The organism is Halorubrum sp. CBA1229, from assembly GCF_003721435.2.
Lineage (GTDB): Archaea > Halobacteriota > Halobacteria > Halobacteriales > Haloferacaceae > Halorubrum.
In genome coordinates, this window is record NZ_CP054586.1 from 124,422 (window position 1) to 137,480 (window position 13,059).

Sequence of the window (13,059 nt, forward strand, 5' to 3'; positions counted from 1 at the left end):
TCGACTGAACGCAATTCACCAATCCACAATAATGACGCAACTCACCACGCACATCGGACGCACTGCTCGTCGACTCACGATACTCGCTGTTCCGCTGTTGGTCGCGGCGACTGGAACGGCTGCTGCCCACGGTAGTGGAAGCTACGGCGGCGGTATGATGGGCGGCGGCTGGGGCGGAATGGGCGGACTCGGCGGCTTCGGGATGCTCGGAGGCGGAATGTTCCTCTGGCCGTTGCTCCTGATCGGACTCGTCCTGCTCCTCATGTACGGGACTAACCGCGAAGAACAGACCTCGAAGACGGATACTGCACTCGCTGAACTCCGCGAGCGCTACGCGCGGGGTGAACTCTCGGACGAGGAGTTCGAGAACCGACGATCCTCGCTCACCCAGTGAGTATCAACACCCTCCGTCCATGTACCCTTCCACGTCGTCCACATACATTCGTATTGCCGGCTGGCACCTTCAGGGGTGCTACAGCGACCACGAGAGAGTGGACTAGAATGACGGGGCGATTTGCTGGGTCAGCAAACGGACCTGGCCGGTTATGCCTCGTGCAATCGTCCATAGTATTGTGGAGAGAAAGAACGAACACACAAAATGTTGAAAAAGCAACTGAGCTAACCTGACGACAAGGACTCTCCGACTCCGTCGGGGACGACTCAAGCGATCTAAACAGACCTCGGCGTGCGTCGACTCCAGTCACAGACCGAGACGAAATGTGCGTCACGACAAAATCAACCACCACAATGAAGCACTCACAACACAATATCCGAATCGACTCACGAAAACAACGCAACAGGCTGCCGAACGCCGACGACTCCGCGCATTCACCGCCTCAGAAGCGTCTGGCGGCGCTGGATTGACCGAAGCGGAAGCAACGAAGCTCATCGCAAGCTTGGAAGCCAAAAACACCCGATAGACCAATGACGTATACCATCACCACAACGATCGATGCACAGTTCGACGATGTCGTAACCGCAGTCACGACCGCACTACAGGACGAAGGCTTCGGCATCCTCTGTGACATCGACGTCAAAACGACCCTGAAGGAAAAGCTCGATGTCGACGTAGACCAATACCGGATTCTCGGGGCGTGTAACCCTCCACTCGCCCACGAGGGGCTCGCCGAAGAGCCGGAATTGGGGGCCCTGCTCCCGTGTAACGTCATCGTCTACGAGACGGATGCCGGTGACGTCGTCGTGAGCGCCGTCGACCCCCAGCAACTGGTCGGCATCACGGAGAATCCAGACCTCGACGAGATCGCGGTCGACGTGCACGAACGATTCGAGCGCGTCATCGCAACGGTCTCAGACGAGTTGGGAACGGTGCCAGAGGAGGAGTGACGATGTCTTCGTCGAATCAACTCGACACCACGACTATCGTGCTCCTGATCCTCGGGGCGTTCATCGTCCTCCCGTTGCTCACCATGGGGATGGGGTTCGGAGGATGATGGGCTACGGAGGGATGATGGGCTACGGCGGGACCACCAGCGGGTGGTGGCCGTTCGTCGGGATGCTCGTCCCGCTCATCTTCCTCCTCATCCTCCTTGGCGGTGGCTACCTCGTCGTCCGACGTGCGAATGAAAGCCAGACGTCTCGAAACCCCGCGATGGAGGAACTCCGCACGGCGTACGCTCGCGGCGACCTCACCGACGAAGAGTTCGAATCCCGCCGCGAGAAACTCGAACGGTCGGAGTAAACTCAACGAGTACACACCCAGGTGCGTATATCCGGAGCCTGTGTATTCGATTTCGTTCGTCAAGCTATTCCCTATCACCACTGTGTGAGCAGGACTTCGAATCGAAGAAATGGGAGACTCTCAGCTTACGATTCTGAATAGTAATGTGGTTAAGTTACAATACCGTAGTATACAATGTGACCGAAGTAATCCTCTTCACCCAAGAGACGTGCGGGGCATGCACAACACAGCGGGAGAAAAACGACGGCCTCGAGGACAAGTATCCGGACGTGCAGTTCCGGGAGGTCGACATCCGGAAAGATCTGGAAACGGCCGAAGAATACGGCGTCCGAAAGACGCCGACGACACTCGTCTACGCGAACGGAGAGCAGACCGCCGAGTTCATCGGCATCGTCGACCGGAACGACCTCGAGTCAGCCATCGAGCGCGCGACCCAGCAACCGTCTGGACTCGTCCAGCGCCTCGTCGATGCCGTGCGAAAATAACGACCAGCAGACCGATTCAAACCACATGACGAACTATAACCGACGTCAGTTCCTGGGAGTACTCGGTGCCGGCGCAATCGCCGGTGTAGGGATCACTCAGCCAGCGAGCGCACAGGAGACGCCCGTCGTGAAGATGGGCAACAACTACTTCGACCCGATCGGACTCCACGTCGAACCCGGCACGACCGTTCGCTTCGAGCTAGCGGCCGGAGCCCACTCGGCGACCGCCTACGAGAATCGGATTCCATCCGACGCCAGCGCATTCAACAGTGGAACCATCTCGTCGGGATCCTTCGAGTACACGTTCGAAGAGCCAGGCACGTACGACTACTACTGCATCCCGCACAAGTCGGTCGGGATGGTCGGCCGCATCGTCGTCGGCAGCCCCGGCGGCCCGGCCGAGGAGAGCTCAATCCCCGACGGCGAGGTCCCCGATAGCGAGACGATCGTCCAGAACGGCGCCGTGGCCATCGGCTCGGACGTCGACGGAAGCGGGAGCACCGGTGGCGGCATGATGGGGCCCGGCGGAGGGGGCATGATGGGTGGCTCGAGAGGCGGGTGGGGCGGCGTCCCGTTCGTCGGCGGGGCACTCGGAATGCTCGGCTTAGCTGGCGGACTCCTCTATTGGGCACTAGGACGAGGTGACGCATCTCCCGAGAGCGATGATTCCGCGATGGAAACCCTCCAACGCCGTTACGCACGAGGCGAGATCGACGAAGAAGAGTTCCAGAAGCGTCGTGAGCGGTTGGAAGACAGGTGAAACGCCTCGTCGATGTTCGGTAAGTCAGCGAATCGCGTCGGGTGCCCTCGATCGATCCGTCCGGCCGCGGATACCACCTTCGTTCGAGCGCGTCGTCACGTCGTTCGAGTTCCGCGGTAGTACACCCACACGGCGAGGAGTCCGACGACGAGGAGATAGCCGGCCCCCCAGCCGAGCGACGCAGCCGTGTCCAAGTCCGTCGTGAGTCCGGTATCGACCATCACGCGGACGGGATGGTAGCCCGGGAAGAGTTTCATCCACCACTCGGGTTCAGACTGGACGAACAGCGGGTCCTGAAACAGTCCGATATCGATCATCGGGAGGATCAACATAATCCACAGGCCGGCCAGGCGGTTGAAGACGGCGCCGACGAGCATCCCAATAAGTCCGTAGGTAACTGAAAGGACGAGCATCGCGGCGACGAACCACCACAGCTGTTCGGGCTGGAAGTCGATGAGCATCACCCCGACGGAGACAGCGACCACGACAAGCGTGATGACTGCAAGGACGCCGAACCGTGCGGCGATGACCTGCCGTGCTCGGTAGCCGACGACAGCGAGGCGGCCGTCCGTGTCTCTCGCCTCGCGCATTAGGAATAGACCGGCCAACCCGACGATGAACGAACTCGTGATCGGTGTCATGATCACGCCGTGGACCTCGGGCATCCCCCGCATCACGGTCGTCGTCTCGCCGTCGACGAGCGTCCGGACCGGCATCTGGACGTCCTGGGTGACCGCGAAGGCGAGCGTGATGAACGACACTGGGAGGACGACCAGGAGCGCTACGAGGACGTAGTTGCGGGCGTGTTCCCGGAGCCCGATACCGAACGCCGTGGCCGTTCGGTTCACGCTGACCACCCCCCGGCCGTGCGCATCGTCGCACCGAATACGGCAGTCACGAGGACGAGCAACACGAGAAGGTACCCGCCGACGAAGACGAGGTCACCCGCAGCGAACGTACCGTCGAAGGCGGCCGACTGGAGGAGTTCCTTCGGATGATACAACGGGAAGTACCGGACGAAGTCGGGGACGTCCGCGGCGAGCGGGCTGTCGCCACTGAGGAACGCGTCCATCATCGCGAGGAAGACGACGACGAGCGACCCCTCGAACAGTCGCGGAAGCACTGCGCCGACGAGCGCACCGAGGAAAGCATAGACGACGCCCGCGAGCGCGAGGAACGCGAACACAAACAGGGGTGCTTCGACGTCGATCGTCAGCCAGAGGACGCCGAAGTTCACCCCCGCGACGACGATCGTGACACCCGCGAGAGTCGCCAGCCGCGTCGCGAGCAGCGTTCGTGGCGCGTACCCGGTCTGAACGAGCCGTCGGTCAGCCTCCCGGGCACTGATCATCTGGACCAGTCCCATCAGCCCGGCGATGATGGCGACGCCGAAGATCGCGCCGAGGAGGCGTCCCAGGTCGAGCGGAATCCCCTCGACGGTCGGCATTGACGGCAGTCCGGCCATCGCCTGGCCCCACCCCTCGATGACCACGAGCGGGAGCACCAGCGCAAGGACGACGTTCAGAGGTGTCCGGACAAACGTCTGGAGATTCGCCCGAACGCCGACGACGAACCTATTCATGTTCCCCCTCCGGGTCGCTCCTGAGTTCGCTCTCGGTCTCTTCGTCGGTCACGTCGTGAACCAGTCCGTTCCGCACCTCGAAGACGCGGTCGAGGCGACTCCGCTCCTCAATTAGGTGGGAGATCATGACGACGGCAGTGCCGTCGTCCGCGAGGTCCTGTGCCATGTCCCAGAATCGCAGGTAAGTCTCCCAGTCGAACCCGGTGTAGGGTTCGTCGAGCATGAGAACGTCCGGGTCGTGCATCAACGCGATGCTGAGGTTGACCTTCTGTCGGTTCCCACCGCTAAGCTGGTCGACCCGGTAGTCAAGGTACTGCTCGAAGTCGAGTTCGTCCGCCAGTCTTTGCTTCGCCGCGTCGATCTCCTCGCGACTCATCCCGTACCCGGCGCCGAAGAGCCGGAAGGTTTCAGAGACGGTCAACCGATCGTAGAGCAGGGGTTCCTGCGGACACCATCCGACGGTTCCATACCGTTCGACCGTGCCCGCGTCGTGGTCGAGAACCCCGACGAGAATCTCCATCAGCGTGGACTTGCCCGACCCATTCTCGCCGACGATGCCGACGATCTCGCCGGCACGGACCTCGATATCCGCACCGGTGAGAACGGGCGTCGACCGTCCCAACGGAAGTCGTGACCCGTAGGTTTTCTCGAGAACGTTGCCTCGAACGAGCGTCTTGCTACCATCGACCGTCTCCGTGGGCGCCGTGGTCATTTCCATACGTGGAAAGACGTTCTACTCATTCAATCGAATTGTTGTTAAGAATCGAAAGTTAACCCCGTCAAATTACCCTGAGATCGGGTTGTATCACGAAGAGAGCAATGGATAGCCAACGATTTGGCATTCCTTTTGTCTCCAAACAGGAGTAGACTTGGTCGGTAGCCGTCATGAAAATCAGACATCTATCAGGCCCCGAACATAGTGTTGATGCGGTTTTCAAGTCAAGGTTCGAGTATCCATGGTTCAGTGCTACATCTGTGACTCGGAATGCGCTCGCGACGATGAGGTGTTCGTCTGCGAGCACTGCGGGATCTCCTGCCACCGACACTGTATGGCGGAATACGACACCGATGTCTGCCCGAAGTGTGTCGGCGAGCCGATGATCGGAGCGATCGAGTTCTAGTCGTTCCTTGTCACTCACACACCGCCTTCAGCCCGGAGGCGGAGTATATCGATGGTCAGCTGGCGAAATGCGTTTTTGACTCGTGCCCGTAGCACAGGTATGTCTACGACCGTCGAACTCCCCAACGTTGATGAGACGTGCGCCTACTGCAGGTCGCGTATCTTCGACCACGACCCGATCTGTGTGCGCGACTGTACCGACGACTGCGGGTCGCCGACCTACTTCTGCAACTACGCGTGTCTCTCGACCTACGTTGACGAAAACAACTTGACGACTGGCAACGCGTGTGAGTGGTCGCCCGACGACCCCGACTGCTGCTGAGTGGATTCGCCCCAAGCAAGACACAGAGCGACGTATTAGCCGCCACCCAACCTAGGAACCACCAACGGAGCAGTACTGGCCGTCCAACTTTATGAATGCAGCCAACGAAGTCCGTAGTGGTTCACTATGTCAAAAGAGCGCACGTCCGACGGCCTGCTCCGCATCGTCCTGATCGTCCTCGCGGTGATCGTCCTGTTCCCGCTGTTGATGATGGTGTTCGCGATGCCGATGATGGGCATGATGGGCTGGTGGTGGGGTGGTGGCATGGCCGGCGGCCTCTCACCGCTGTGGGGTATCGGAATGATGCTCGTCTGGCTCGTTGTCCTCGTCGGCATCGGCTACCTCCTCTATCGCGGCCTCGTCGGTGGTGTCGGGTCGTCGCTGACCAGCGATAGAGCACTCGAGGAACTCCGAGTGGCGTACGCTCGTGGCGACCTCTCCGACGAGGAGTTCGAGGAACGGCGTGCGAAACTCACCCGCGAGGAGTCGCAGTAGTCTGCAATCATGTCCTCGACAGTACAGCGACGCGAGTTTCTCACTGCGCTCGGAGCCGGCATCGCAGGTCTCTCCGGATGCGTTGGAAATCTCCCGGGCAGTGGCGACGGCGTCGACAGGACGATCTACGTCGGAGGCTACCACTGGGGCTTCGTTATCATCGGTGCGAGTCTGTTCGCCTACGACGTTCTCAAGAAACGCTTCGTCCGCCGTGACGAACCTGATTCCATCTCTGACGGAACGATCATCTCCCGGCGAATCTTCGCCGAAGGAGACGCGGGTTCCGAACTCGACAACGATTAACGCCCCCAATCACTCGTGTTTCGACGATATCGACGCTGTTAACGTTCTCTTCACGGCGTGCGATTTCATCTGCCAATTCGTTTCACCCGGGTGATCGTGCGCGACACGGGGAACACGGGTCCTGAATGGGGTGACCAGAAGATCCAACAACAACGGAGTCTCTCACCATGGACCGAGTCAGTAAATATCGTTATGAGTCACTGGCGTCGCTTACGATTCCCGCTGAGCGCGGACGAACGCTCGCCGCAGGACGGTCAGCAGGACGTACGTCTCGTACTTCTGGTTCCGACAGTGGTCACACGGCTGCATCTCCGTTGTGATCTCCTCGATAGATTCCTCGTACTCCTCCGTGAGATGGTTCAGTGCCTCCGTGACCTGCGGCTGGATAGCATCCGTCATCTCCTCCACGGCGGCATCAGCCGAACCCGGTAGTGAGTACGAGAGGACGATCGTGTTCGCGTGGTAGTACTTCGTCGTGCCGCCACGCCCCTCCTCAAAGCGGACGACGTCTACGAGTCCGGAATCGCGGAGTTCGTTGATGTGGTGCCGAACGGTGTTTTCGGTCCGCTCGATCCCTCGATCGGTGAGTCGGTCGTGAACCTCGCCTGCCGTCCGTGCCTCATCGGCCAGTATGTCGAGGATCATCGCTCGCATTGGTTCGTCGATGGCGTCCGAAACGCGGGTATCCCTAATCGCGATGTCGTCGAGATGGTGGTCGGCACCGGAACTGCTCATAATGGGACTGTGAGACACGTGCGGGAAAAGGTAGCGGCGAACACTGCTGTCGAGCACTTCGACCGGACGACTGGCCTGCGGTCGGATCGAGTCGAAGCCCTAGACGACCTATTGGACTGTTCCAACGACCTATATCTCTATTCAAACATATCATCTAAAAAATGTATATAGCGGTCCGGGTGCTACGTAGAACTGTGATGAACGAAACGACCCAACTCCGTGTGATGGACTTCGACTGCCCGACCTGCGCGAGCACCGTTGAACGCGCCCTCTCGAACGTCGACGGCGTCCAGAATGTGAAAGTCCACTACACGACCGGCCGAGTCGAGATCGAGTACGACGACGACGTCGCTGACCCCGACGCCTTCGCACAGGCCATCGAAAACCAGGGCTACACGCCCCAGCCCGCCTAGACCAATGAACGCACAAACGATCACACAGTACTACCGGAAGAACCGGAAAGCCATCGTCACGGCGTCCAGCGGCCTCCTCTACGGTGGCGGCTGGAGCCTCGGCCACTTCACCGGCTTCGATACAGCGAGTGCCGGTATTCTCATCCTCGCGGCGATCATCGGCGGCTACGACATCGCCAAAACCGCCTACTACGAGGTCACCAACCGAACGCTCGGCATCAAGACGCTCGTGACCTTGGCGGCCATTGGTGCCATCGTCATCGGCGAATACTGGGAAGCTGCCGCCGTCGTCTTCCTGTTCAGCCTCGGCAGCTACCTAGAAGGCCGGACGATGCGGAAGACCCGGACGGCCCTCCAGGAACTTCTGGAGATGACGCCCGACACGGCGACCGTCCGTCGCGACGGAGACCTCCAAGAAGTACCTGCCCGCGACGTCGAGGAGGGTGAAGTTGTCATCGTGAAACCGGGCGGAAAGATCCCGGTCGACGGGAGCGTCGTCGACGGCGAGAGTGCCGTCAATCAGGCCCCGGTCACCGGCGAGAGCGCGCCCGTTCACAAGACCGACGGTGACGAAGTCTACGCGGGGACGGTCAACCAGGAAGGCGCACTGGAGGTCCAGACGACGGGTGCGGGCTCGGATACGACGCTCGAGCGCATCATCCGCCGCGTCGAGGAGGCCCAGGAGGCCCAGTCGCCCACGGAGAGTCTCATCGACCGGTTCGCGAAGTACTACACCCCAGCCGTCATCGTGCTCGCAATCGGCGCGTACGCAGTCACGCAGAACGCGATCCTGTCGCTCACCTTGCTGGTCATCGGCTGTCCGGGCGCGCTGGTCATCGGACCGCCGGTCAGCATCGTCTCGGCCATCGGGAACGCCGCCCGGTCGGGAGTCCTGATGAAGGGTGGCGAACACCTCGAACGTGCCGGCAAGATCGACCTCGTTGCCTTCGACAAGACCGGCACCCTCACGAAGGGCGAGACCACCGTCGCCGACGTCGAGGGGTTTGGCGTCGACGACGACGAGGTAATCTCGCTCGCGGCGACTGCCGAGAAGAAAAGCGAACACCACCTCGCCGACGCCATCGTCGACGCAGCACGCGACCGTCCGACCGCCGCAACCGATGGCGGAACTGCGGTCGCCCATTCCGATGCCGCGAGCGCCGAACACCGGTCGGTTCCGGATCCGGATGACTTCGACGTGGTCGCCGGCAAGGGTGTCGTCGCCCATACGGACGGCCACGAGGTCGTCGTTGGGAACCGAGCGCTGCTCGACGACCGCAGCATCGACATCCCGGATTACATCGCCGAGTACGTCCGTGGCCGCGAGGAACGCGGTGAGACGGTCGTCCACGTCGTGCGAGACGGCAGCATCATCGGCGTGATCGCGATGCGCGACGAACTTCGAGAGGCCGCTCCTGGCGTCGTAGCGGCGCTTCAGGATGCCGGCATCGAGACGGTGATGCTCACCGGCGACAACGAGCGGACGGCAAGTGCCGTCGCAGGGGAAGTGGGCATCGACGAGTACCGCGCCGAACTCCTCCCCGAGGACAAACAGACCGTCATCGAAGAATACCAGGCCGACGGCCACGTCGTTGCGATGGTCGGCGATGGCATCAACGACGCGCCATCGCTGGCGACCGCCGACGTCGGTATCGCGATGGGCGCTGCCGGCACGGACACCGCCATCGAGACGGCGGACATGGCGCTGATGGCCGACGACCTCGAACGCATCCCGTACGCGGTCACACTCAGTAAAGCGACGCGCTGGAACGTCCTCGAGAACGTCGGGCTCGCGGTGCTGACCGTGACCGTCCTGCTCGCTGGCGTGCTCACCAGTTACGTCACGCTCGCCGCCGGGATGCTCGTCCACGAAGCCAGCGTTCTCCTCGTCATCCTCAACGGGATGCGACTGCTCCGACACTAATCTCCACAACCAATGACAACAAATTCACCTGCGACTGACGCGACGCACACTAGCACCGACTGGCAGGTCGACTACGACGCCGACCCGATCGAAATCCGCGACCCCGTCGCGGAGGCCCTCGGCGTCCTCACATCAGGCGATCCGTTCGTCGTCACCTACACGGACGCGGTGAAAGAGGCCGGTCACTCCTGTCCGACTGCCTCGGGCGCCTACCGGATCGTCCAGCTCGGGCTCGATGCCCTGTATCCCGATGACTATCCAATCCGAAGCGAAATCGAAGTCCAGGCAGCCGGCCCGCGAGACGATGCTGCGTACGGCGTGATGGGGCGCATCATTTCGTACGTGACTGGCGCGACCGACGACGACGGATTCAGCGGGCTCGCCGGTGGTCACGGGAGCCGTCGTGATCTCCTCGTCTTCGACGCGTTCGACCCGGGCACGCACGAACCGACGTTCCGGTTCCGGCGAACCGATACGGACGAGACTGTTGAAGTGACCTACCACGTCAGCGACGTTCCCGACGGCGGCCCCGCAATCGGGAATCTCCAGCGGATTCTAGAGGGGTCCGCGAGCGAGGAGCAGCGGGCGGCATTCGCCGAGGCCTGGCACCGGCGCGTGCAGGTCGTCCTCAACGACGATTCGCTGTTCACCGTCGAAGCGGTGTGAACACGACAGTGCAGCCCTCGTACGCTATATGAATTCACTGCGGTATACTGTCGATATCTTCGAGCGCCTCGATAGCAACGTCTCCTAACTCTCCAGCCTGATATGAGAATACCGCTCTCGCACCATCTCATCGAAATTATCTACGCTACTGATTCGATGGGGCAATCCGCTCGCTGATCTCGATCGGGCGACAGAACAGGTGACTGTCCGAACGGAAGAACGCCGGTATGGAAAGAAAATGGTCGTCGTCGAGGGGTTCGAAGGTGGCACCGATCTCGACTCACTCGCCTCAGAACTGAAATCTACACTTGGAACTGGTGGCACCGTCAAAGAAGGGCACATCGAACTCCAGGGCGATCACGAGGAACGCGTCCGCGAACTTCTCAAAGCAAACGGATACTCCGTCAGATAAAACAGTACGATTCTTCATATCCTGTAGAACACTCCACTGGTTCCGTCGTTACCGACAGCATCAACTAAACGATTTGGTAGAGGAGCACTCACAGCGTTCGGGGGTCCGGCTCAACGATCGTAGCAAAGGCGACGTTCTGTTGCACCTGTTCGATCTCAACGGTCGGTTCGTCACCGGGCTGCCCCTCCGGAACGATCACGACGTAACCGCGGTCAACCTTCGCGATGCCGTCGCCCTGGTCACCAATCGTCTCAATCGTCACCTCCCGAATCTCACCCTCTTCAACAGGCGGCTCGGGGGGTCCCTGCTCCTGAGTGGTCGGGGAGGTCTCAGACGATCTGTCCGCGGACGGTGTATCGGATAGCGCCGTTGTATGCCCGGTTTCGAGAACAGCGATTCGATACGTTTCACCGGGTTGAATAGCGTCGTGACGTACCTCACTCGCTGGAACCTCGAATGTGCAGCTTCCGTCCTCGGACTCAATAGTCGCAGTAAATACCGAGCGAAGTGTATCAGGGATGTCGACCATCACGAGAAGATTCAGTATCCGACGCAAATAGTCGTTCCTCACGCCGTCAGTCCGGCGCGTAAGCATCCTCAATATAGTCACGAAGGTCATCGGGCGTCGTCCACGTGTACGCACGATCCACCCGCTCCATCGAGAGGAGATAGTGTGCGAACATCCCGTCGTAGGCCGCGTACTGTTCCTCCTCAGTCTCGTACGTTCGATAGAAGGCTCGCGTTCGCTCCCGATAGGTCGGCTGATCGATGTAGCCCGCTTCCCACGCGTGTCCGCCCTGGGAGTGTTCGTACACCCCGACGATATGATCCGCGTAGCTGACCAACAGCTTGAATTTCGACGTGAAGAACTCCGAGATGTCCAGAATATCGTCCATCAGGAATGCGTCGACACCATCATCGGAGTTTGAGGCTGCGGCATCGCTCGCAAGTTGGTCGCGAACAGCCTCCAATCGTGGTCGCTCCTCCTCACCGTAGGAACCGAGAACGAAGTAGGACGTGTTGTTGATGAATCGTCCGAGGTCCTCGTGCATCGCGGTCTGGATCGCCTCGACCCGTTCGGGTGTGAGCGTCTCGCCCGGCTGGTCACCCAATTTGTCGATGACGGGACGGGTAGCGTCGTCGTTGGTCATACTGGGTAGGATTCACTACCGCCACCTAACGGTACGGAAATACGACCGGAAGTGGAATGCCCCGGCACTCTGGGTACCACTTCGAGTTTCACCGAAATGGTTATCTGACCAGGGGACAAACACTGAGACACAATGTCCCGGCCTGACGCCACCCCGCTCACGCCAGCCGAGAACGCGGCCGGCCTCGATCCGATCGCAGCGTTGAGTGCCCTCGACGACACGACCCGCGCGAATATCATCGGGACGATTGTCGGTCATCCGAAAGGCGCGCCCTCGAAGAAAGAACTCGAATACTACAACCCGAGCGTCGCCGCGTCGACGCTCACCGACCACCTCATTCGGCTGGAGGAGGTGGGGCTGATCAAGGCCATCGAGCGAGATCGTGAGGGGCTCGAGCGGGGCCAGCCATACCGGTTCTTTCAGCTCACCAATGCCGCCCGCGAGCTGTTCGACCGGAACAACCTCTTCGAGCCCGATGCGTACCGAGAGCTATTCGCCGAAGTCGAGAAAACGGACGAAATCAAGACCGCCGAAGACGTCGACCGTCCAGATGAACGGAACTGAAATAGACCGCGGAGCGTGCGTTTTGCTGAACGGAGAGCTCGACATTCGAGATATTCTGGAAATGTAACCAGCGCAAAGCCCACAATGGAGATCAGTCTCGATTTCGATTCAGAACAGATGAATCGTAACAGAAGGCACGCATCAATTCCATCCTCCGAGGCTGTGAACTTCACGGCGCGGGATTTAGTATAGCGATATACGATATACATTCTACTGTATTACGGATTTCCGGTACTAAGAGACTCCAGACCCCAGAATTCTCCCGATGGATCGAATACAACAAGTGGTCCTGATTATGCTCGTAATCACGACCACTTTGAAGTACCCCGACGCCGTCGGTGAAGCACGAATGCTGCAACCGCCTCACGACGGCGCTTCCCTCGGGGTAGAGCCGCCAAGACCGAGGTTCGGGATTTGTCTGGGTCTCC

The 13,059-nt window shown here is 60.3% G+C and carries 18 protein-coding genes and 1 pseudogene; 13 read left to right on the top strand and 6 right to left on the bottom strand.

What is annotated here, in order from left to right:
- Window positions 1-31: 31 nt before the first annotated feature.
- The 5 genes and pseudogenes from Hrr1229_RS16810 to Hrr1229_RS16830 all read left to right on the top strand — a co-directional run bounded on the left by Hrr1229_RS16810 (window position 32) and on the right by Hrr1229_RS16830 (window position 2,944).
- Window positions 32-394 carry an SHOCT domain-containing protein gene (locus tag Hrr1229_RS16810; protein WP_123115050.1) on the top strand — a complete coding sequence of 121 codons (363 nt, stop codon included), beginning with the start codon at window positions 32-34 and terminating at the stop codon, window positions 392-394.
- Window positions 395-924: 530 nt separating this feature from the next.
- Window positions 925-1,344: a DUF302 domain-containing protein gene (locus Hrr1229_RS16815; protein ID WP_123115051.1), complete on the top strand. Its 420-nt coding sequence runs from the start codon at window positions 925-927 to the stop codon at window positions 1,342-1,344.
- Window positions 1,345-1,346: 2 nt separating this feature from the next.
- Window positions 1,347-1,699 (top strand): annotated as a pseudogene (locus Hrr1229_RS16820) (SHOCT domain-containing protein).
- Window positions 1,700-1,875: 176 nt separating this feature from the next.
- On the top strand, window positions 1,876-2,184 hold the full coding sequence (locus Hrr1229_RS16825; protein ID WP_123115053.1) for a thioredoxin family protein: 309 nt from the start codon (window positions 1,876-1,878) through the stop codon (window positions 2,182-2,184).
- Window positions 2,185-2,209: 25 nt separating this feature from the next.
- Window positions 2,210-2,944, top strand: coding sequence for a plastocyanin/azurin family copper-binding protein (locus Hrr1229_RS16830; protein WP_123115054.1), 735 nt, complete (start codon window positions 2,210-2,212; stop codon window positions 2,942-2,944).
- Between the two features lie 95 nt (window positions 2,945-3,039).
- On the opposite strand, the gene Hrr1229_RS16835 is transcribed toward Hrr1229_RS16830, so the two are convergent.
- From Hrr1229_RS16835 to Hrr1229_RS16845, 3 genes are read right to left on the bottom strand one after another with little or no spacing between them, the layout of a single operon-like run.
- Window positions 3,040-3,792, bottom strand: coding sequence for an ABC transporter permease (locus Hrr1229_RS16835; protein ID WP_123115215.1), 753 nt, complete (start codon window positions 3,790-3,792; stop codon window positions 3,040-3,042).
- The gene (locus Hrr1229_RS16840; RefSeq protein ID WP_123115055.1) at window positions 3,789-4,526 is read right to left on the bottom strand and encodes an ABC transporter permease; all 738 of its coding nucleotides are present in this window, start codon (window positions 4,524-4,526) and stop codon (window positions 3,789-3,791) included. Before Hrr1229_RS16840 ends, Hrr1229_RS16835 begins: the two co-directional genes overlap by 4 nt.
- Window positions 4,519-5,244: an ABC transporter ATP-binding protein gene (locus tag Hrr1229_RS16845; RefSeq protein WP_176329443.1), complete on the bottom strand. Its 726-nt coding sequence runs from the start codon at window positions 5,242-5,244 to the stop codon at window positions 4,519-4,521. The genes Hrr1229_RS16840 and Hrr1229_RS16845 overlap by 8 nt, the downstream gene beginning before the upstream one ends.
- Window positions 5,245-5,746: 502 nt before the next feature.
- On the opposite strand from Hrr1229_RS16845, the gene Hrr1229_RS16850 reads away from it, so the two are divergent.
- The 3 genes from Hrr1229_RS16850 (at window position 5,747) to Hrr1229_RS16860 (ending at window position 6,766) form a co-directional block, all read left to right on the top strand.
- Entirely contained in the window at window positions 5,747-5,968 is a 222-nt protein-coding gene (locus Hrr1229_RS16850) for a hypothetical protein (RefSeq protein ID WP_058365172.1), read from the top strand.
- A gap of 126 nt (window positions 5,969-6,094) precedes the next feature.
- A complete protein-coding gene (locus Hrr1229_RS16855; protein WP_058365173.1) occupies window positions 6,095-6,463 on the top strand; it encodes an SHOCT domain-containing protein in 369 nt (122 codons plus the stop codon).
- Window positions 6,464-6,472: 9 nt separating this feature from the next.
- Window positions 6,473-6,766 carry a hypothetical protein gene (locus tag Hrr1229_RS16860; protein ID WP_058365174.1) on the top strand — a complete coding sequence of 98 codons (294 nt, stop codon included), beginning with the start codon at window positions 6,473-6,475 and terminating at the stop codon, window positions 6,764-6,766.
- 210 nt (window positions 6,767-6,976) lie between these two features.
- On the opposite strand, the gene Hrr1229_RS16865 is transcribed toward Hrr1229_RS16860, so the two are convergent.
- On the bottom strand, window positions 6,977-7,501 hold the full coding sequence (locus Hrr1229_RS16865) for a helix-turn-helix domain-containing protein (RefSeq protein ID WP_123115056.1): 525 nt from the start codon (window positions 7,499-7,501) through the stop codon (window positions 6,977-6,979).
- 197 nt (window positions 7,502-7,698) lie between these two features.
- On the opposite strand from Hrr1229_RS16865, the gene Hrr1229_RS16870 reads away from it, so the two are divergent.
- From Hrr1229_RS16870 to Hrr1229_RS16885, 4 genes are all read left to right on the top strand, one after another.
- Window positions 7,699-7,914 (top strand): heavy-metal-associated domain-containing protein, encoded by a 216-nt coding sequence (locus tag Hrr1229_RS16870; RefSeq protein WP_006667201.1) that lies wholly within the window; start codon window positions 7,699-7,701, stop codon window positions 7,912-7,914.
- Window positions 7,915-7,918: 4 nt separating this feature from the next.
- A complete protein-coding gene (locus tag Hrr1229_RS16875; protein WP_123115057.1) occupies window positions 7,919-9,838 on the top strand; it encodes a cation-translocating P-type ATPase in 1,920 nt (639 codons plus the stop codon).
- A gap of 12 nt (window positions 9,839-9,850) precedes the next feature.
- Complete coding sequence (locus Hrr1229_RS16880; RefSeq protein ID WP_089769851.1) at window positions 9,851-10,504, top strand: hypothetical protein; 654 nt, start codon at window positions 9,851-9,853, stop codon at window positions 10,502-10,504.
- 199 nt (window positions 10,505-10,703) lie between these two features.
- The gene (locus Hrr1229_RS16885; RefSeq protein WP_235853656.1) at window positions 10,704-10,916 is read left to right on the top strand and encodes a stress response translation initiation inhibitor YciH; all 213 of its coding nucleotides are present in this window, start codon (window positions 10,704-10,706) and stop codon (window positions 10,914-10,916) included.
- A gap of 88 nt (window positions 10,917-11,004) precedes the next feature.
- Here Hrr1229_RS16885 and Hrr1229_RS16890 read toward each other — a convergent pair whose 3' ends face one another.
- Both Hrr1229_RS16890 and Hrr1229_RS16895 read right to left on the bottom strand, forming a co-directional pair.
- A complete protein-coding gene (locus Hrr1229_RS16890) occupies window positions 11,005-11,445 on the bottom strand; it encodes a TRAM domain-containing protein (protein ID WP_058365043.1) in 441 nt (146 codons plus the stop codon).
- 46 nt (window positions 11,446-11,491) lie between these two features.
- Window positions 11,492-12,067 carry a hypothetical protein gene (locus Hrr1229_RS16895; protein WP_058365044.1) on the bottom strand — a complete coding sequence of 192 codons (576 nt, stop codon included), beginning with the start codon at window positions 12,065-12,067 and terminating at the stop codon, window positions 11,492-11,494.
- 132 nt (window positions 12,068-12,199) lie between these two features.
- Here Hrr1229_RS16895 and Hrr1229_RS16900 point away from each other — a divergent pair, with 132 nt between their 5' ends.
- On the top strand, window positions 12,200-12,631 hold the full coding sequence (locus Hrr1229_RS16900; RefSeq protein WP_058365045.1) for a hypothetical protein: 432 nt from the start codon (window positions 12,200-12,202) through the stop codon (window positions 12,629-12,631).
- Window positions 12,632-13,059: the final 428 nt, after the last annotated feature.